Here is a 14,258-nt window from a genome sequence, read left to right on the forward strand (position 1 = left end):
GGGCAGCCCGGTTCAGCGCAGTCCGGCGGCCCGGTCCTGCCGGAACGTGGTGATCAGCGCGATGCAGCACGCCGCGATCGCCACGCGCCCCGACGCCTGCAGCAACGGCCCCCGCAGCAGGATGAAGGAGTACCCGGAGACCAGGGGCACGACCAGGGCGATCAGGCTGCCCGGGGGGGCCCGGCGCACCGCACGGCGCGCATACCGGCGGTCCACCCGTGCCGCCGCGTACCCCAGGGCCGCGAACCCGGCCGTCATGCCGATCGGGCCGAAGTCGATCCACAGCTCGGCCCACACCGGCGACGACAGGTTGGTGTTGGTCGCTCCCATCCACTGGCCGACGACCACGCCGGTGTCCATCGGCTTGCCCGGCCACACCGACCGGGGCACCGCGAACAGCACCGAGCCCGCCAGCTGGCGCCCGTAGGTGTGACCGCGCCCCGACCGCACGTAGGTGATGGTGTTGGCGAACATGCCGACCTGGTCGTAGTCCTTGAGGGCCAAGGGTTCCAGGGGGGAAGTCGTCTGCACCGGACGGTAGTTGGCGTCGTCGTAGCGGAACCGGTCCGCGAACGGGAAGACGATCAGTGCCACCACCACACCCAGGCTCAGCGCGATCCTGTACATCGCGGCGCTCACCGGGAAGACGGTGAACAGCAGCGAGAAGAGGACGGTGAGGAACCAGAAACGCGGATTGGAGATCGGGTTGTTGACCACCGCGTTCAGCGCGGCCAGCGCCATCCACACCGTGATGATCACCGCCGAGCGGCGAGCCCGCCGCGAGGTCACCAGCCACCGTGTGTACACCAGCCAGGCGATGAGGGCCGGCACGGTGCCGAAGCCGCGCACGATGGCCTGACCCGCCTGCGAGTCCGCCTGGGAGAGACCCGCCTCCTGAACGCTGCTGATGATCTCCTGGCGGCTCGTGAAGAACACCGCCGGGCCGCCCAGCTTGACGACAAGGAGCGCGGAGCCGACGAAGGCGACAACGGTCAGCAGGTACAGGCGGCGTCGGTGCACCAGCGCAGGGCGCAGCCCCTCGTCCCGCTTCCGTTCGGGCCGCTGACGTGCGAGCAGCGATCCGATGTCGAAGGCGACACAGCCGATCAGGACGAGCGCGACGGCCTCGGTCAGATCGGTCCGCGCCCCCACCACCGGCGTCGGAGTGCGCCCGAGCACGGCCTGGGCGAGCGGCGCCACCCCCATCGCCATGTAGACGAACAGCCAGAAGGAACCGGCGAGCAGCTTGCGGCGGCTGGTGAGGATCATCGCCGACAGCCGGATGCCCGAGTACATCGCCAGCGCCAACTGCAGCCACAGCGCCGAGTCGTGCAGACCGGTGCCCGGCTGGACCAGCACCAGGAGGGGCAGGAACACCGAGAATCCCAGCACGAGCGGGACCGACAGGGCGCGCGAGAGCAGCGTGCGCGGCGAGAAGGCGGGCAGCGCGGCGCGCCCCTGCCAACTCGGCGGCGGCGCCGCGGGTTCTGCCGCCGCGCTCCGGTCCGTCTGCTGCGTCATGGCGCCCCCGCCCCCGAAAGAGATCCCCGCCGCAGTCTACTGAGGCCTGGCCTGCGGTGAACGCCCAGCTACTAGAGTGTGGCGAACTAGCGTCTGGGGAGACGCTGTCAGGGGGGATGGATCGATGCGTGATCTCCCGGCCTTCACACTGGCCGGATACGACAAAGGGCGCGGGAAGGTCGTCCAGGCGCTCTGGTTCGCGGTGATGAACACGGTCTTCATGGCGTGGTTCACCCCGGCCCGCGTCAGGACCGCCCTGCTGCGCGCCTTCGGTGCCGAGATCGGCACGGGGGTGCTCGTCCGGCACCGGGTGCGGGTGCTGTGGCCGTGGAAGCTGACGGTGGGAGACCACACCTGGATCGGCGAGGGAGCCTGGATCCTCAACCTGGAACCGGTCACCCTCGGCGCCCATGTGTGCGTGTCGCAGGACGCCCTGCTGTGCACGGGAAGCCACGACCACCGCGCCGCCGACTTCCGTTACCGCAACGCGCCGATCACCGTCGACGACGGCGCGTGGATCGCCGCCCGCGCCACCGTCCTGGCCGGAGTGAAGGTCGGCCGCTGCGCCGTCGTCGGCGCGGGCGCGGTCCTCCACAAAGACCTGCCCGAACTGACGCTGCACACCGCGGACAACCGGCGCCGACCCGTCGAGGAGCCGGCGTGAGAGTGCTGCACGCGGTCACCCTGCACAGCACCACCCACGCCTTCGGCGGTCCCGTCCGGGTCGCCCTCAACCTCTGCCGGAGTCTGCGGGAGCGGGGACACGACGTCCGCCTCACCGCTCTCGCCGACGGCTTTCGGCGGCCACTGCCCGAGGAGATCGAGGGTGTGCCCGCCCGCCTCCATCAGGCGCGCAGGGTCCTGCCGTTGGGCTTCAGCGGTCTGACCTCGCCGTCCCTCCTCGCCGGCGCCCACCGCCTCGTACGGCAGGCCGACGTCGTCCATGTGCATCTCGCCCGCGACCTGGTGACGCTGCCGGTGGCGCTCGCCGCGCTGCGCGCCGGCCGGCCCCTGGTCCTCCAGACGCACGGCATGGTCGACCCGAGCGACCGGCTGTCGGCCCGGCTCCTCGACGCGGTCGCGGTACGCCGGGTGCTGCGCGGTGCAGCCGCCGTACTGCACCTCACCCCGCACGAACTCCGTGGTCTGGACGCCGTGGTGGGCGGAGCGGGCCTCGACCGTGCCGTCCGCTTGGTCAACGGCGTACCCGCGCAGCCCGAGGGCCCCGCCCCCGAGGGCCCGCCGCGGATCCTGTACGCGGCCCGGCTGCAGGCCCGCAAGCGCCCCGTGGACCTGGTGGACGCGGCTCCCGCGATCCTGGCCCGGCACCCGGAGGCGACCTTCGTCGTGGCCGGTCCGGACGAGGGTGAACTCGCCGCGGTGCGGCGCCGGATCGGCGAACTGGGGCTCGCGGCGAAGGTGAGCTGCCCGGGCCCGCTCGACGGGACGCGCATGACCGAGGAACTGCGCAGGGCGTCCGTCTACGTCCTGCCGTCGGTGGACGAGCCGTTCCCGATGTCGGTCCTGGAGGCGATGGCCGTGGGCACCCCGGTCGTGGTGACCGACTCCAACGGCCTGGCCCGCGACGTGGACCGGGCCGCGGCCGGGCGCGTGGTGACCGGCCGGGACGGGATCGCCCCGGCGGTGCTCGACCTGCTGGAGCCGTCCGTGCGCAGGTCCGCGTCGGCGGCGGCCCGCAAGCTCACCGCCGAGACGTTCGCGATGGACGCGGTCCTGGGCACGCTGCTCGACGTGTACGAGCGGGCCTACGCCGGAAGCCAGGCGTAGCAGCCGGACGAGACGAACGTACGGGTTCCGGCCGGGATCTTCGCGGTCACGTTCTTGTGATTGCCCGGGCCGGGGCCCGACGCCAACACCTTGTCGTCCGTGCCCAGCGCCCGCCAGGTGCAGCCCTTGGCGGTGGTCAGCGACCGGTACGTGCCCGGCTCCGGCTTCTTGCGCGTGCCGTCGGGGAAACCGGTCGCGGCGGTGTCCAGCAGGGGCTTCTGCTTCGGGCACAGCTGGGCGATCGCGCCGTCGGCGGACGGGAGGTCCCCGGCGATGAGCGCGCCGATCGCCGCGTCCTTGTCGTGGGCGGCGGTGCGTTCGACGCGCTGGCAGGTCTCCTGGCCGACCTGGAGCACGGCGGCCGGGTCCATGTTCTTCGGCACGCGCCCGTGCAGGTACTCCTTCTGCCGGGCGGTGAAGGAACCGGTCGCCGGGGTGAGCTTCGCGTCGGGCAGGACCGGGCCCTTGGAGGGGGCCGCCGAGCCCTCGGCGGCGGGGCTCGCCTGGTCGTCGGGTACGGCGGCGGCCTGGTCGTCCGAGACGTGCTGCGGGGCCTTCTGCTTCGCCTCCGAGCCGCCGTCCGAGCTGCAGCCGGAGAGCGCGAGGAGCGCGGTGAGGGCGCCGGCCGCGGCACCTCGCCGAAGGGAGCGAAGGGTACGAGTGTGCATGGTGGCTCCTGCGGCCCAACGGGCCTGGGTATGGATGCGGGCCCGCACAGGGTGCGGGCCCGAGCGGGATGTCCGGGGTGCGGGGCCGTGGCCCCGCACCCCGGACACGGGGCGCGGTGAGGGTTACGGCGCCCCGAAGGTCAGCACCAGCTGCGGGGTGTTCTCCGCAGTCGACGCTTCACTGGACCAGAGCCACAGCGCGTCCGCCCCGGTGCTGGTGAGCGCCAGGCCGTAGCTGCCCCCGAGGGCCGGGGAGAGTGCCCCGGTGTCGAGTGCCGCAGAGTAGACCGTCGACAGGTCGGTGGCACCGCTGAGGGTGCCGACCGCGGTCGAGGACAGCGCGGGCTTGGAGGTGTAGGTGGTCCCCGCCTCCGTCCAGCTTCCGGTGACCGGCCGTACAGCGAAGTCGTCCGTGCTGCCCGCGCTGCTCAGCGTGGTCGTCTTCACCGCGAGCCGCGCGCTCTTGAGCACGGTCCCGGCCGGTGCCGCCGGCAGGTCGAAGCGCAGGTACGTCTCGTACGCCGCGCTGCCCCGCACCGCCAGCGAGGTGGAGGTGCCGTAGTTGGTGCTCGCGGCACCGGCGTTGACGTACGTGTCGTCCGACGCGCGGACGGTCTGCACGCTGTCGGCCGGAGCCGAGGCCAGGGTGTAGTGGCTCTGCACCTGGGCCGCGCTCAGCACCGACGGATAGATCGCGGTCTCGTCGATCTGCCCGGCGAAGTAGCTGCTGGAGGGCTGGTTCGGCCAGCCGTTGAGGTTGTCGCCACCGACGTGCCAGTAGCCGCTGTAGCTCTGGCTGTCGGGCTCGGCGAGCGTGCCGATCTGGGTGCCGTCCACGTACAGCGCCATCCCGGAGGAGCCCTGGGTGGCGACGACGTGGTGCCAGGTGCCGTCGTTGTAGCCGGCGGACGAGGTGATGGTGCGGGCGGTGCCCGTCCACACGCCGAAGACCAGGCGGCCGTCGTTGCGCATGTAGACGTGCTTGTCGTAATTACCGCTGGCCTGGGTGGTGTTGTTGCCGAACCCGACGAGCTTCCCGCCACTGGTGGTGGTCGTCTTGAACCAGGTCTCGATCGAGTACTGACTCGGCACCGTGGTGCGCTTGTCGCTGTAGACGATCTGGTTGCTGCCGTTGAAGCCGATGGCGGTCGACGGACCGGTCACGGCGGCCGGAGTCTGGCGCAGCGAGGGCCCGTTGAGGTGGATGCCGCTCTGGTCGCCCGGCGAGCTGTCACCGACGAACGGGGTGGCGGACTCGTCATAGCGCCAGTAGAGACCGGCGCCGTCGTCGAGCACCTTCGCCGCGTACTTCTGGGCGGACGTGGGCACCGTCACCGTGGCCGTGGAGGACAGCGCGGAGGCGTTGCCGGCACCGTCGGTCGCGGTCACCCGGTAGCTGTACGTGGAACCGGCGGTGACGTTGGTGTCGGTGAACGACAGCTGCGGACGCGACCACTCCACGGAGTCGCCGTCGACCGTGTAGACGGGCGTCGAACCGCCGTTGCGGTAGACCTTGTACGTCAACCTGGTGTCGTCCGTGTCGAGGCTGGCGCGCCAGCGGACGCGGGCCTCGGTCGGTTTGACGGACTCGGCGCCGACCGAGGGCACGGTCGGCGCGCCGACGTCCGGGGACGACGCGAAGTGCGTCAGGCCCTGGGCCGCCGATCCGTTGACGGTGGTGAACTCGCCGCCGACCCACATGTACTTGTTGTCGGAGCCCTCGGATATCGCCATGGCGCGCGGGCCGATGCCCTCGCCCAGACCGTCGTTGGTGTCCGGGAACCAGCCCAGCTTGTTGGTGCCGCTGGTCGGTTCCGCGAGCAGGTGGTGACGGCGCCCGTCGGGGTACTCCCCGACGCTGGAGCAGTCGTGCGCGTGCGAGGCGCTGTACACCACGTTCTGGTACGACTTGACGGCCTGGGTGGCGCCCAGGCAGGTGTCGCGCCACCGCTGGTCCAGCGTGGACAGGTCGAGCGCGATACGGCCGTCGAAGACGCCGCCGCCGGTGCCCTCGTTGCCGGTGTAGAAGCCGGTGGCGTCGGTGTCGAGCGCCTTGACCACCGAGTTGTTCTCGATGAACCCCGGGTAGGTGCGGACGTTGGCGCCCGTGCCGGCGTCGACGACGGCCAGGGCGTGCGAGTTCGCGCCGTTGACGGTGAAGAAGTCGCCGCCGAGGATCACGTTGCTGCCGTCAGGGGTGACGGCGACGGCCCGGCCGGGCTCGTCGACGTCGGCCTGGAACGGCTCGACCGCGCCGCTGGTGGCGTCGACCGCCGCGTACCGCGCGTGCGCGCTGCCCCCGACGGAGGTGAAGTCTCCGCCCAGGTACACGGTGTCGTTCGTGACAGCGAGCGCTCGCACCGTGGCGGACACGCTGGGGTGGAAGTTCGCCTTGGGCGTGCAGGTGGCGATGTCGATGGCGGCGAGGCTGCTGACCTGCGTGCCGTTGACCGCGCCGAAGTAACCGCCCGCGTAGAGCGTCTTCTTGTCCGGTGAGACGGCGAGCGCCCGCACGGTCGCGGTGCCGCTTCCGATGGTGAAGGACAGGTTGCAGGACGTGGGATTGCCGGTCGCCGCGTTCAACGCGACGAAGTTCACCGCGTTCTGCGCGGTGCCGCTTCCCCCCTCGGGCGGGCGCACCTGGGAGAAGGTGCCGCCCGCGAAGACCGTGCCGCCCGCTTCCGCGAGCGCCCACACGATGCCGTTGGTCTGCCAGGTCGGCAGGTCGTCGGCGGTGAAGGCGACGGGCGCGGTCAGCGCGGCCGCCGGTTGCGGCAGGGCCACCAGGCCCAGGCCTGCCGCGGTGGAAAGGACAAGGGCGGCGCTGAGCCCTCTGGATCTGTGCATGAACCCCCCGGCTTCCGGGCCCGGTTGCGGACCCATTGCCTCGGCGTGCCCGTCCGTGTTTCCCCTGATCCGCACGGGCCGCGTGAACTGTTTGCTCGCGAACCATACGAGTACATGACACCTCATGGAACGCACTTGACTCATCTAGTGGGAAATTTCGATGTGTGCACGGTCATCCCGTGACACCCGGCGGTCGCATCCGTCTGCGCGTCCGCCCTTCCGCGGTCGATCGTCGTCAGCGGTCGATACGCACGACGGCCCCCGCGAGTTCCTTCTCCACCTGCCGCACGTCGGCGTCGACCATGATCCGCGCCAACTCCTCGACCAGGACGGTGGGACGCCAGCCCAGCGTCTCGCGCGCCTTGGACGCGTCACCGATCAGTGCGTCGACTTCGCTGGGGCGCTCGTACTTGGGGTCGTAGCGCACGTGCTCGTTCCAGTCGAGGTCGGCGTGGGCGAACGCGGTCTCCAGGAACTGCCGCACGGTGGCCGGGACTCCGGTGGCGACCACGTAGTCCGTCGGCTCGTCGTGCTGGAGCATCCGCCACATGGCCTCGACGTACTCGGGCGCGTACCCCCAGTCGCGGACCGCGTCGAGATTGCCCAGGTAGAGACGGTCCTGAAGGCCGGCCTTGATCCGGGCGACGGCGCGGGTGATCTTACGGGTCACGAAGGTCTCGCCTCTGCGCGGCGACTCGTGGTTGAACAGGATGCCGTTGACCGCGAACATGCCGTACGCCTCGCGGTAGTTGACGGTCGTCCAGTACGCGAAGACCTTCGCGGCGCCGTACGGGCTGCGCGGGTGGAAGGGGGTGTCCTCGGTCTGCGGGGGCGGTGTGGAACCGAACATCTCCGAGGACGAGGCCTGGTAGATACGGGTCTCGACCCCGCTCGCCCGGATGGCCTCCAGCAACCGCAGCGTACTCAGTCCGGTCACGTCGCCGGTGTAGAGCGGCGCGTCGAAGGAGACCCGCACATGGGACTGGGCGCCCAGGTTGTACACCTCGTCCGGCTGTATCTCGCGCAGCAGGTTCACCAGTGCCACCCCGTCCGCGAGGTCGGCGTGGTGCAGCACGAAGCGGCGCTCCGCCTCCTGGGGGCCCTGGTAGATGTGGTCGATCCGCTCGGTGTTGAAGCTGGACGACCGCCGCACCAGGCCGTGCACCCGGTATCCCTTCGACAACAGAAGCTCCGCCAGGTACGAGCCGTCCTGCCCGGTCACGCCGGTGATCAGCGCGGTCTTGGTCATGCGGGGTTCCCCTCCCTGCCGGACCCGCCGAGGGGACGGATCCGGTCCGTACGCCCGCGAAGCACGGGTCGCATGTCATGAACTATTGGAAATATCACCCGAGTTGGCGATACGGGCGTGCTGATCGCGCGGGCCCTGGCATGATCCGGCTCATGACCGCATCGCTCCTGCCCGAACGCGCCCGTGTCTTCGTCGCCGGCCACCGTGGCCTGGTGGGCTCCGCCGTGGCCCGCCGGCTCGCCGCCGAAGGACACGAGGTGCTCACCCGTACCCGCGCCGAACTGGACCTGCGCGACGCCACCCGCACCGCGGCCGAACTGGCCGCCCTGCGCCCCGACGCGGTGGTGCTCGCCGCCGCGAAGGTCGGCGGCATCATGGCCAACAGCACCCAGCCGGTGCAGTTCCTGGAGGAGAACCTCCAGATCCAGCTCAGCGTGATAGCCGGGGCCCACGCCGCCGGCGTGGGCCGCCTGCTCTTCCTCGGGTCGTCCTGCATCTACCCCAAGCACGCTCCCCAGCCGATCAGCGAGGACGCGCTGCTGACCGGTCCGCTGGAGCCCACCAACGAGGCGTACGCACTCGCCAAGATCGCGGGCATCGTCCAGGTGCAGTCCTACCGGCGCCAGTACGGCGCGTCGTACATCAGCGCCATGCCGACCAATCTCTATGGGCCCGGTGACAACTTCGACCTGGAGACGTCGCACGTCCTGCCCGCGCTCATCCGCCGCTTCCACGAGGCCGCGGCCGAGGGGCGCGAGGAGATCGTCCTGTGGGGCAGTGGCACCCCGCGCCGGGAATTCCTGCACGTGGACGACCTCGCCGCGGCCTGCGCCGTACTGCTGCGCTCCTACGACGGTGACGAGCCGGTCAACGTGGGTTGCGGCAACGACCTCACCATCAGCGAACTGGCCGCGACGGTCGCCGAGGTCACCGGCTTCACCGGCCGGATCGCCTGGGACACGAGCCGGCCCGACGGCACCCCGCGCAAGCTGCTCGACATCTCGCGGATCGCGGAACTCGGCTGGAAGCCGGCGATCCCGTTGCGCGACGGCATCGCCGCCACCTACGCCCACTGGCGCGACGGCGCCGACGGCTGACGGACCCGGCTGGTTCACGGGCCCCGGCGTGCGGCGCGCGCCGGGGCACTGTGCGGTCACGGGCGGCGCTCTCAGTAGGCCCCGCGGCCGTCGACGACGGCGCGGAACGTGCGGGCCATGACATCCACGTCACTGGTGAACGACCAGTTGTCGACGTAGCTGAGATCCAGCTGAATCGTTTCGTCCCAGGAGAGGTCCGAGCGTCCGCTGATCTGCCACAGACCGGTCATGCCCGGCCGCACGGACAGCCGGCGCCACTCGACGGGTGTGTAGTGCGCCACCTCGTCGGCGAGCGGCGGACGTGGACCTACCAGGGACATGTCACCCTTGAGAACGTTGACCAGCTGGGGCAGTTCGTCCAGCGAGGTGCGGCGCAGCAAGTGCCCGACCCGGGTGACCCGGGGGTCACGGCGCATCTTGAACATCAGCCCGTCGTTCTCGTTGTCCGCGGCCAGTTCCGCCTTCTGGCGGTCGGCGCCGGCCCGCATGGTGCGGAACTTCCACATCACGAAGGGGTTTCCGGCCCGGCCTACGCGTTCATGGAGGTAGAGCACCGGCCCCGGCGAGGTCAGTTTCACCGCGGTCGCGACCACCAGCAGCACCGGCGCCAGCGCGAGCAGGCCCAGCAGGGCGATGGTGCGGTCGAGGATCCCCTTGAGCAGCGGCTGCATCCCCTCCCGTACGGGTGGGGCCACCCGCAGCAGTGACATCCCGCCGGCGGATCCGGTCTCCAGACGCTTGACGGACACCTCCACCAGACCGGGCGCCACGAAGAGTTCGATGCCGGCGTCGTGCAGGCCCCAGGAGAGACGGCGCAGCCGCTCCCCGGAGGTCGCGGCGCCCGGGACGACCAGCACCAGATCGGCGCCGAGACGGTGCACCGCGCTGATGACCAGGTTGGCGTCCTCCCCGGGTGCCTCCGGCTGGGCGGCGGCGAGCCGCTCCCCGGTCCGGATCCCCGAGGCGAACGGGCCCGGTCCGACCGGGACGGCGCCCACCGCCACGTACGGATGGTCGGTGCGCGCGGCGAGATGCGCGGTGACCCCGTCCGCGGCGGCGGCCTCGCCCACCACCAGGACCTTGATCACCGCCTGCGCCCTGCGGCGCACCGACGCGAGATGACGGTGCACCGCCTTGCGGCACAGCAGAGTCAGCACCAGGGCGGGCAGCAACGCCGCCAGACACAGCGGCGCGCGCAGCCGCGCACCCGCCGCCGCGTGCCCCACCGCGAGCACACCCAGCAGGATGAACCAGTCGTGGAGCACCGGAAGCGTGCCCCTGCTCTCGCCGATGGACCGGGCCGCGTAGCGCGAGCGGAACAACTGGACGCCCGCCCAGGCGAGTCCGGCGACGATGCCGGTCGGCACCGCCCGCCGCTGGTGTGCGGCGAAGAACGTCAACGCGACCGGAACGCCGGCGCCGACGAGGTCGGTGATCAGCGATGCGGGTAGATACCAACGGGACTTGCGTCCCATCCAAAGCGAGGAGCGCGCCCGTGAGCGCGCCCTGCGTGATCTGTCGGAATCAGTGGCCTGAACATCCCACATGTACCCCCCCAGGCACATTCAGCAGCACGAGTTACCGAACGTCGCGAACACCTATTCGTCGAACATGCGGCACGATGGTGAACAGTACGGCAAACTTGTGTACGCATGTGAGCGTTTACCTGAACGTCATGGAGAAGTGCCGAGCCGTATGAAATCCCGCGCCGTCCTCGCTGGTTGATCTCGCGGATGCCGGTATGACGCGAAGGTGTACGAACATCGAACGTGCTGGCTACAGTGTGCGCCCGGTACGGAAGGGGCCGTACCGCGCTGATGTGGGGGTACGTGGTGGGGGACAAGAGCACGACCGAGGCCGAAGTGACAGGCCGGGACGAAGTCGTGGACCGGGAGGAGGAGGCGAGCGGAGCCGGCTCGGCGGAAGCCGAACCCGCGGACGTCCAGGAGCCGGCAAGAGACCCGTCGGACCAGGCGATCGACGCCTCCGGAGACCCGAGTGCGCGGCCCCGGCGGCGCAGAAGCCGTGCGCGTCGAGTGCTCCTGGGGGCGCTCGTACTGTTCGCCGTGGGCCTGTTCATGGTGGGCGGAGTCGTCTGGTGGGCCGTCGAGCACTACACCGGGAACGTCGACCGCATCTCCGGAGTCTTCCCGACACAGGTCCCCGCCGCGGCGCAGCCGGCACCCTCCGAGGGCGGTCAGACCTTCCTCCTCGTCGGCGTCGACAGCCGCTCCGAACTGCCCACCACGGGCCGCGACGCCAAGGCCCCCGAGTGGAAGTACGGGGCCCAGCGCAGTGACACGATGATGCTCGTCCACCTCCCGGCCGACCATTCCGGCGCGTACGTCGTCTCGCTGCCCCGTGACGCGTGGGTGGACATCCCCGGACACGGAAAGGCCAAGCTCAACGCGGCCTTCTCCTGGGGCGGACCTCCGCTGCTCATCGACACCGTGCAGCGGCTGACGAAGGTGCGCGTCGACCATCTCGCCGTCATCGACTGGGACGGCTTCAAGAACCTCACCGACTCCCTGGGCGGAGTGGACCTCGTCGTGGACGGCGCCAGCCGCCACATGAACGGCACCCAGGCCCTGACCTACGTACGTGAGCGCCACCACCTGGCTCGCGGCGACTTCGACCGGACGCACCGTCAGCAGTACTTCCTGCGCACGGTGCTGGCGAAGGTCATGCGCCCGTCGACCTTCACCAACCCCGTCAAGGCAGGCAAGGTGCTGGACGACCTCACCGCTGCCGTGAGCGTCGACGACCGGCTCGGCGACGGCGACCTGCGCGACCTGCTGTGGGACAACAGGAACGTGCGCCCCGGGAACATGGTGTTCATGAACGCTCCCGCCAAGGGGACCGACATGATCTCCGGCCAGTCCGTGGTCCTCCTGGACGCCGGTGCCGGAGCCGACCTGTGGCGGTCCATGCGCAAGGACACCGTCGACGACTACCTTCAGTCGCACGACGTCGACCGGCTCGGTGCCACGACATCCTGACGGGACGGCGGTGATCACCCAAGGTTCCCGTCCGACGACGTCTCGTCACTCAACGGGCCGCCCATACCGTACAGTTCGCCCCGGTGGCCCATCGGCGTCCGCGGAGGACACCCATGACGGAACAGCCCGCTCGTCCAGCGCGCCGGCACGGTAAGCCGTCAGGCCGGCGGCGGCGCACCGCACTCGGTGCCGTTTTCGGCCTGCTCCTGATCGGGCTGATCGCCGGCACCGGCCTGGCCCTCGACCGGGAGGACGCCGTGCCCCGCGCCGAGCGGACGAACACCGCGGCGCTCCCCTTCGACCTGCCGGCCGCCGGTGTGCTGCGCGCCGGCCCGCACAAGGTCTTCGCGCACTACTTCCCGCCGTATCCGCTCTCCCTCGACAACCAGCCCGCCCAACGCGACTACTACGCCCGCAACTACCTCACGCCACAGGGCGAAGAGGGCAAGCACGCGGCCTACGGCGGACTGCTGCGCGACCGGCCCCTGCCCGTGTCGCCGTCCGACGGCGACTGGCAACTCGCCAATCTGGAAACAGAGGTGAGGACCGCCCGTGACTCCGGGATCGACGGATTCACCGTCGACATCCTCTCCCTGACCGGCGCCAATCGTCAGCGCGTCGACATGCTGCTGCGTGCGGCGCGGCGCGTCGATCCCGGTTTCCGCATCGTGCTGATGCCGGACATGACCTCCCTGCACACCGACCCGCGCACTCTCGCCGACCAGTTGGCCCTGCTCGCCGCGTCCCCGTCCGCATACCGGCTGGCCGACGGGCGCCTCGTGGTCGCCCCGTTCAAGGCCGAGGCCCAGGACCCCGCCTGGTGGGGCCAGGTCACCGCGCGGCTGCGCGAACACGGCATCGGCACCGCGCTGGTCCCGGTCTTCCTGGACTTCCGCGCCAACGCCGAGAGGTTCGCTCCGGTCAGCTACGCCTTCTCGTCCTGGGGCAACCGCAGCTACACCCGTCAGGACAACGTGCCCGGCGACATCCAGCTCGCGCATGCGCTGGGGAAGAAGTGGATGCAGGCCGTGTCCGTGCAGGACGCCCGGCCCAATCAGGGGATCTACGACGAGGCCGGCAACACCGCCACCCTGCGGTCGACCTGGAACCACGCGATCTCCGACGGCGCTGACTGGGTGCAGCTCACCACCTGGAACGACTACTCGGAGGGCAGCCAGTTCGCTCCCTCGCTGCACAACGGCCGCACGTACCTGGACATCTGCTCGTACTACCTCACCCGTTTCAAGACGGGGGCCTGGCCGCGGATCGTCCGTGACACCGTGTACGTCACCTCCCGTGTCCAGTTCACCGATGCCGGCAGTGCCTCGCTTCAGCCCCGGCTGATGCGTCCGCGTCCGGGCACCGCGCAGCCGCGTGACCAGGTGGAACTGCTCACCTACCTGACGGCGCCCGCCGCGGTGTCCGCGCGCGTGGGCACCGTGCCCCACGCCTACCGCGCTCCCGTCGGCGTGAACGCCCAGGACCTGCCGCTGACCCCGGGCCGAACCGAGGTCGTGATCCGCCGCGCGGGGGACACCGCCGCGGCCGTCACGACCCGCTATCCGGCGCGGCGCACGGCCACGGTGCAGGACCTTCAGTACTACGCGGTCTCCAGCGGACGGTGACTCGGCGGACGAGGGTGCGGATGTCCGGCTGTCCCCGCCATCACGGGTGCCGCATCGGCTGTCCGCTTCCCGCACTCCAGCCGTAGATCGTGATCCCGCCGGGGCATGACCGGGCGCGACAACTCCCACCAGCCCCGCACCCCGGCCACACCGATCCAGCCCGGTTTTGCGGGCTCCGCCGGGGCAGTCCGAGCGAGGTCGATCTGTGGTCCTACGTGGCCCACCGGCGGTTGCCGTCGTGGCTCTGGCGGTACCACTGCGCTCAGCGGCTGACCTGGCTGTTCCGGGACAGATGGCGGGACTGACTCCACCGGCGAGCCGCGGAGCCAGTACGGCCACCGCGTGATCCAAGCCTCGTCGGATATTTGCGGAATACAGCAAGAAACTTGCAGCCACTTGCGTGATTAATTCTTTACTTCGTCGGAATCTAGCGGGGTGGATGGCGGCTCTGTACGGTCGGGGCG

At 70.6% G+C, this 14,258-nt stretch carries 10 protein-coding genes; 5 read left to right on the forward strand and 5 right to left on the reverse strand.

The window, feature by feature from the left end; genetic code table 11:
• Nucleotides 1–12: 12 nt before the first annotated feature.
• Nucleotides 13–1,521 carry a hypothetical protein gene (locus HEP85_RS30660; RefSeq protein WP_211118095.1) on the reverse strand — a complete coding sequence of 503 codons (1,509 nt, stop codon included), beginning with the start codon at nt 1,519–1,521 and terminating at the stop codon, nt 13–15.
• Nucleotides 1,522–1,645: 124 nt separating this feature from the next.
• Here HEP85_RS30660 and HEP85_RS30665 point away from each other — a divergent pair, with 124 nt between their 5' ends.
• The gene (locus HEP85_RS30665; protein ID WP_168530777.1) at nt 1,646–2,185 is read left to right on the forward strand and encodes a WcaF family extracellular polysaccharide biosynthesis acetyltransferase; all 540 of its coding nucleotides are present in this window, start codon (nt 1,646–1,648) and stop codon (nt 2,183–2,185) included.
• Nucleotides 2,182–3,309 carry a glycosyltransferase gene (locus HEP85_RS30670; RefSeq protein ID WP_168530778.1) on the forward strand — a complete coding sequence of 376 codons (1,128 nt, stop codon included), beginning with the start codon at nt 2,182–2,184 and terminating at the stop codon, nt 3,307–3,309. Before HEP85_RS30665 ends, HEP85_RS30670 begins: the two co-directional genes overlap by 4 nt.
• Here HEP85_RS30670 and HEP85_RS30675 read toward each other — a convergent pair.
• The 3 genes from HEP85_RS30675 to gmd form a co-directional block, all read right to left on the reverse strand.
• Nucleotides 3,288–3,977, reverse strand: a complete 690-nt coding sequence (locus HEP85_RS30675) for a hypothetical protein (RefSeq protein WP_168530779.1) — start codon at nt 3,975–3,977, stop codon at nt 3,288–3,290. The two genes, HEP85_RS30670 and HEP85_RS30675, sit on opposite strands and share 22 nt — an antisense overlap.
• A 123-nt stretch (nt 3,978–4,100) precedes the next feature.
• Nucleotides 4,101–6,824, reverse strand: coding sequence for a LamG-like jellyroll fold domain-containing protein (locus HEP85_RS30680; RefSeq protein WP_168530780.1), 2,724 nt, complete (start codon nt 6,822–6,824; stop codon nt 4,101–4,103).
• Nucleotides 6,825–7,059: 235 nt separating this feature from the next.
• Nucleotides 7,060–8,073 carry a GDP-mannose 4,6-dehydratase gene (gmd, locus tag HEP85_RS30685; protein WP_168530781.1) on the reverse strand — a complete coding sequence of 338 codons (1,014 nt, stop codon included), beginning with the start codon at nt 8,071–8,073 and terminating at the stop codon, nt 7,060–7,062.
• A gap of 152 nt (nt 8,074–8,225) precedes the next feature.
• Between gmd and HEP85_RS30690 the strand changes: the two genes are divergently transcribed.
• The gene (locus HEP85_RS30690; protein WP_168530782.1) at nt 8,226–9,170 is read left to right on the forward strand and encodes a GDP-L-fucose synthase; all 945 of its coding nucleotides are present in this window, start codon (nt 8,226–8,228) and stop codon (nt 9,168–9,170) included.
• 71 nt (nt 9,171–9,241) lie between these two features.
• Here HEP85_RS30690 and HEP85_RS30695 read toward each other — a convergent pair whose 3' ends face one another.
• Nucleotides 9,242–10,645 (reverse strand): exopolysaccharide biosynthesis polyprenyl glycosylphosphotransferase, encoded by a 1,404-nt coding sequence (locus tag HEP85_RS30695; RefSeq protein ID WP_168530783.1) that lies wholly within the window; start codon nt 10,643–10,645, stop codon nt 9,242–9,244.
• 294 nt (nt 10,646–10,939) lie between these two features.
• Between HEP85_RS30695 and HEP85_RS30700 the strand changes: the two genes are divergently transcribed.
• Together HEP85_RS30700 and HEP85_RS30705 are read left to right on the forward strand one after the other, a co-directional pair.
• On the forward strand, nt 10,940–12,169 hold the full coding sequence (locus HEP85_RS30700) for an LCP family protein (protein ID WP_248002126.1): 1,230 nt from the start codon (nt 10,940–10,942) through the stop codon (nt 12,167–12,169).
• Nucleotides 12,170–12,282: 113 nt separating this feature from the next.
• Nucleotides 12,283–13,794: a glycoside hydrolase family 71 protein gene (locus tag HEP85_RS30705; RefSeq protein ID WP_168530784.1), complete on the forward strand. Its 1,512-nt coding sequence runs from the start codon at nt 12,283–12,285 to the stop codon at nt 13,792–13,794.
• Nucleotides 13,795–14,258: the final 464 nt, after the last annotated feature.

The organism is Streptomyces sp. RPA4-2 (assembly GCF_012273515.2).
GTDB classification, from domain to species: domain Bacteria; phylum Actinomycetota; class Actinomycetes; order Streptomycetales; family Streptomycetaceae; genus Streptomyces; species Streptomyces kaempferi.

What these genes read in the sequence shown, in the direction of transcription:
- HEP85_RS30660 (WP_211118095.1), bottom strand. Translation starts at nt 1,521, where the DNA reads ATGACGCAGCAGACGGACCGGAGCGCGGCGGCAGAACCCGCGGCGCCG.
- HEP85_RS30665 (WP_168530777.1), top strand. Translation starts at nt 1,646, where the DNA reads ATGCGTGATCTCCCGGCCTTCACACTGGCCGGATACGACAAAGGGCGC.
- HEP85_RS30675 (WP_168530779.1), bottom strand. Translation starts at nt 3,977, where the DNA reads ATGCACACTCGTACCCTTCGCTCCCTTCGGCGAGGTGCCGCGGCCGGC.
- HEP85_RS30680 (WP_168530780.1), bottom strand. Translation starts at nt 6,824, where the DNA reads ATGCACAGATCCAGAGGGCTCAGCGCCGCCCTTGTCCTTTCCACCGCG.
- gmd (WP_168530781.1), bottom strand. Translation starts at nt 8,073, where the DNA reads ATGACCAAGACCGCGCTGATCACCGGCGTGACCGGGCAGGACGGCTCG.
- HEP85_RS30690 (WP_168530782.1), top strand. Translation starts at nt 8,226, where the DNA reads ATGACCGCATCGCTCCTGCCCGAACGCGCCCGTGTCTTCGTCGCCGGC.
- HEP85_RS30695 (WP_168530783.1), bottom strand. Translation starts at nt 10,645, where the DNA reads ATGGGACGCAAGTCCCGTTGGTATCTACCCGCATCGCTGATCACCGAC.
- HEP85_RS30705 (WP_168530784.1), top strand. Translation starts at nt 12,283, where the DNA reads ATGACGGAACAGCCCGCTCGTCCAGCGCGCCGGCACGGTAAGCCGTCA.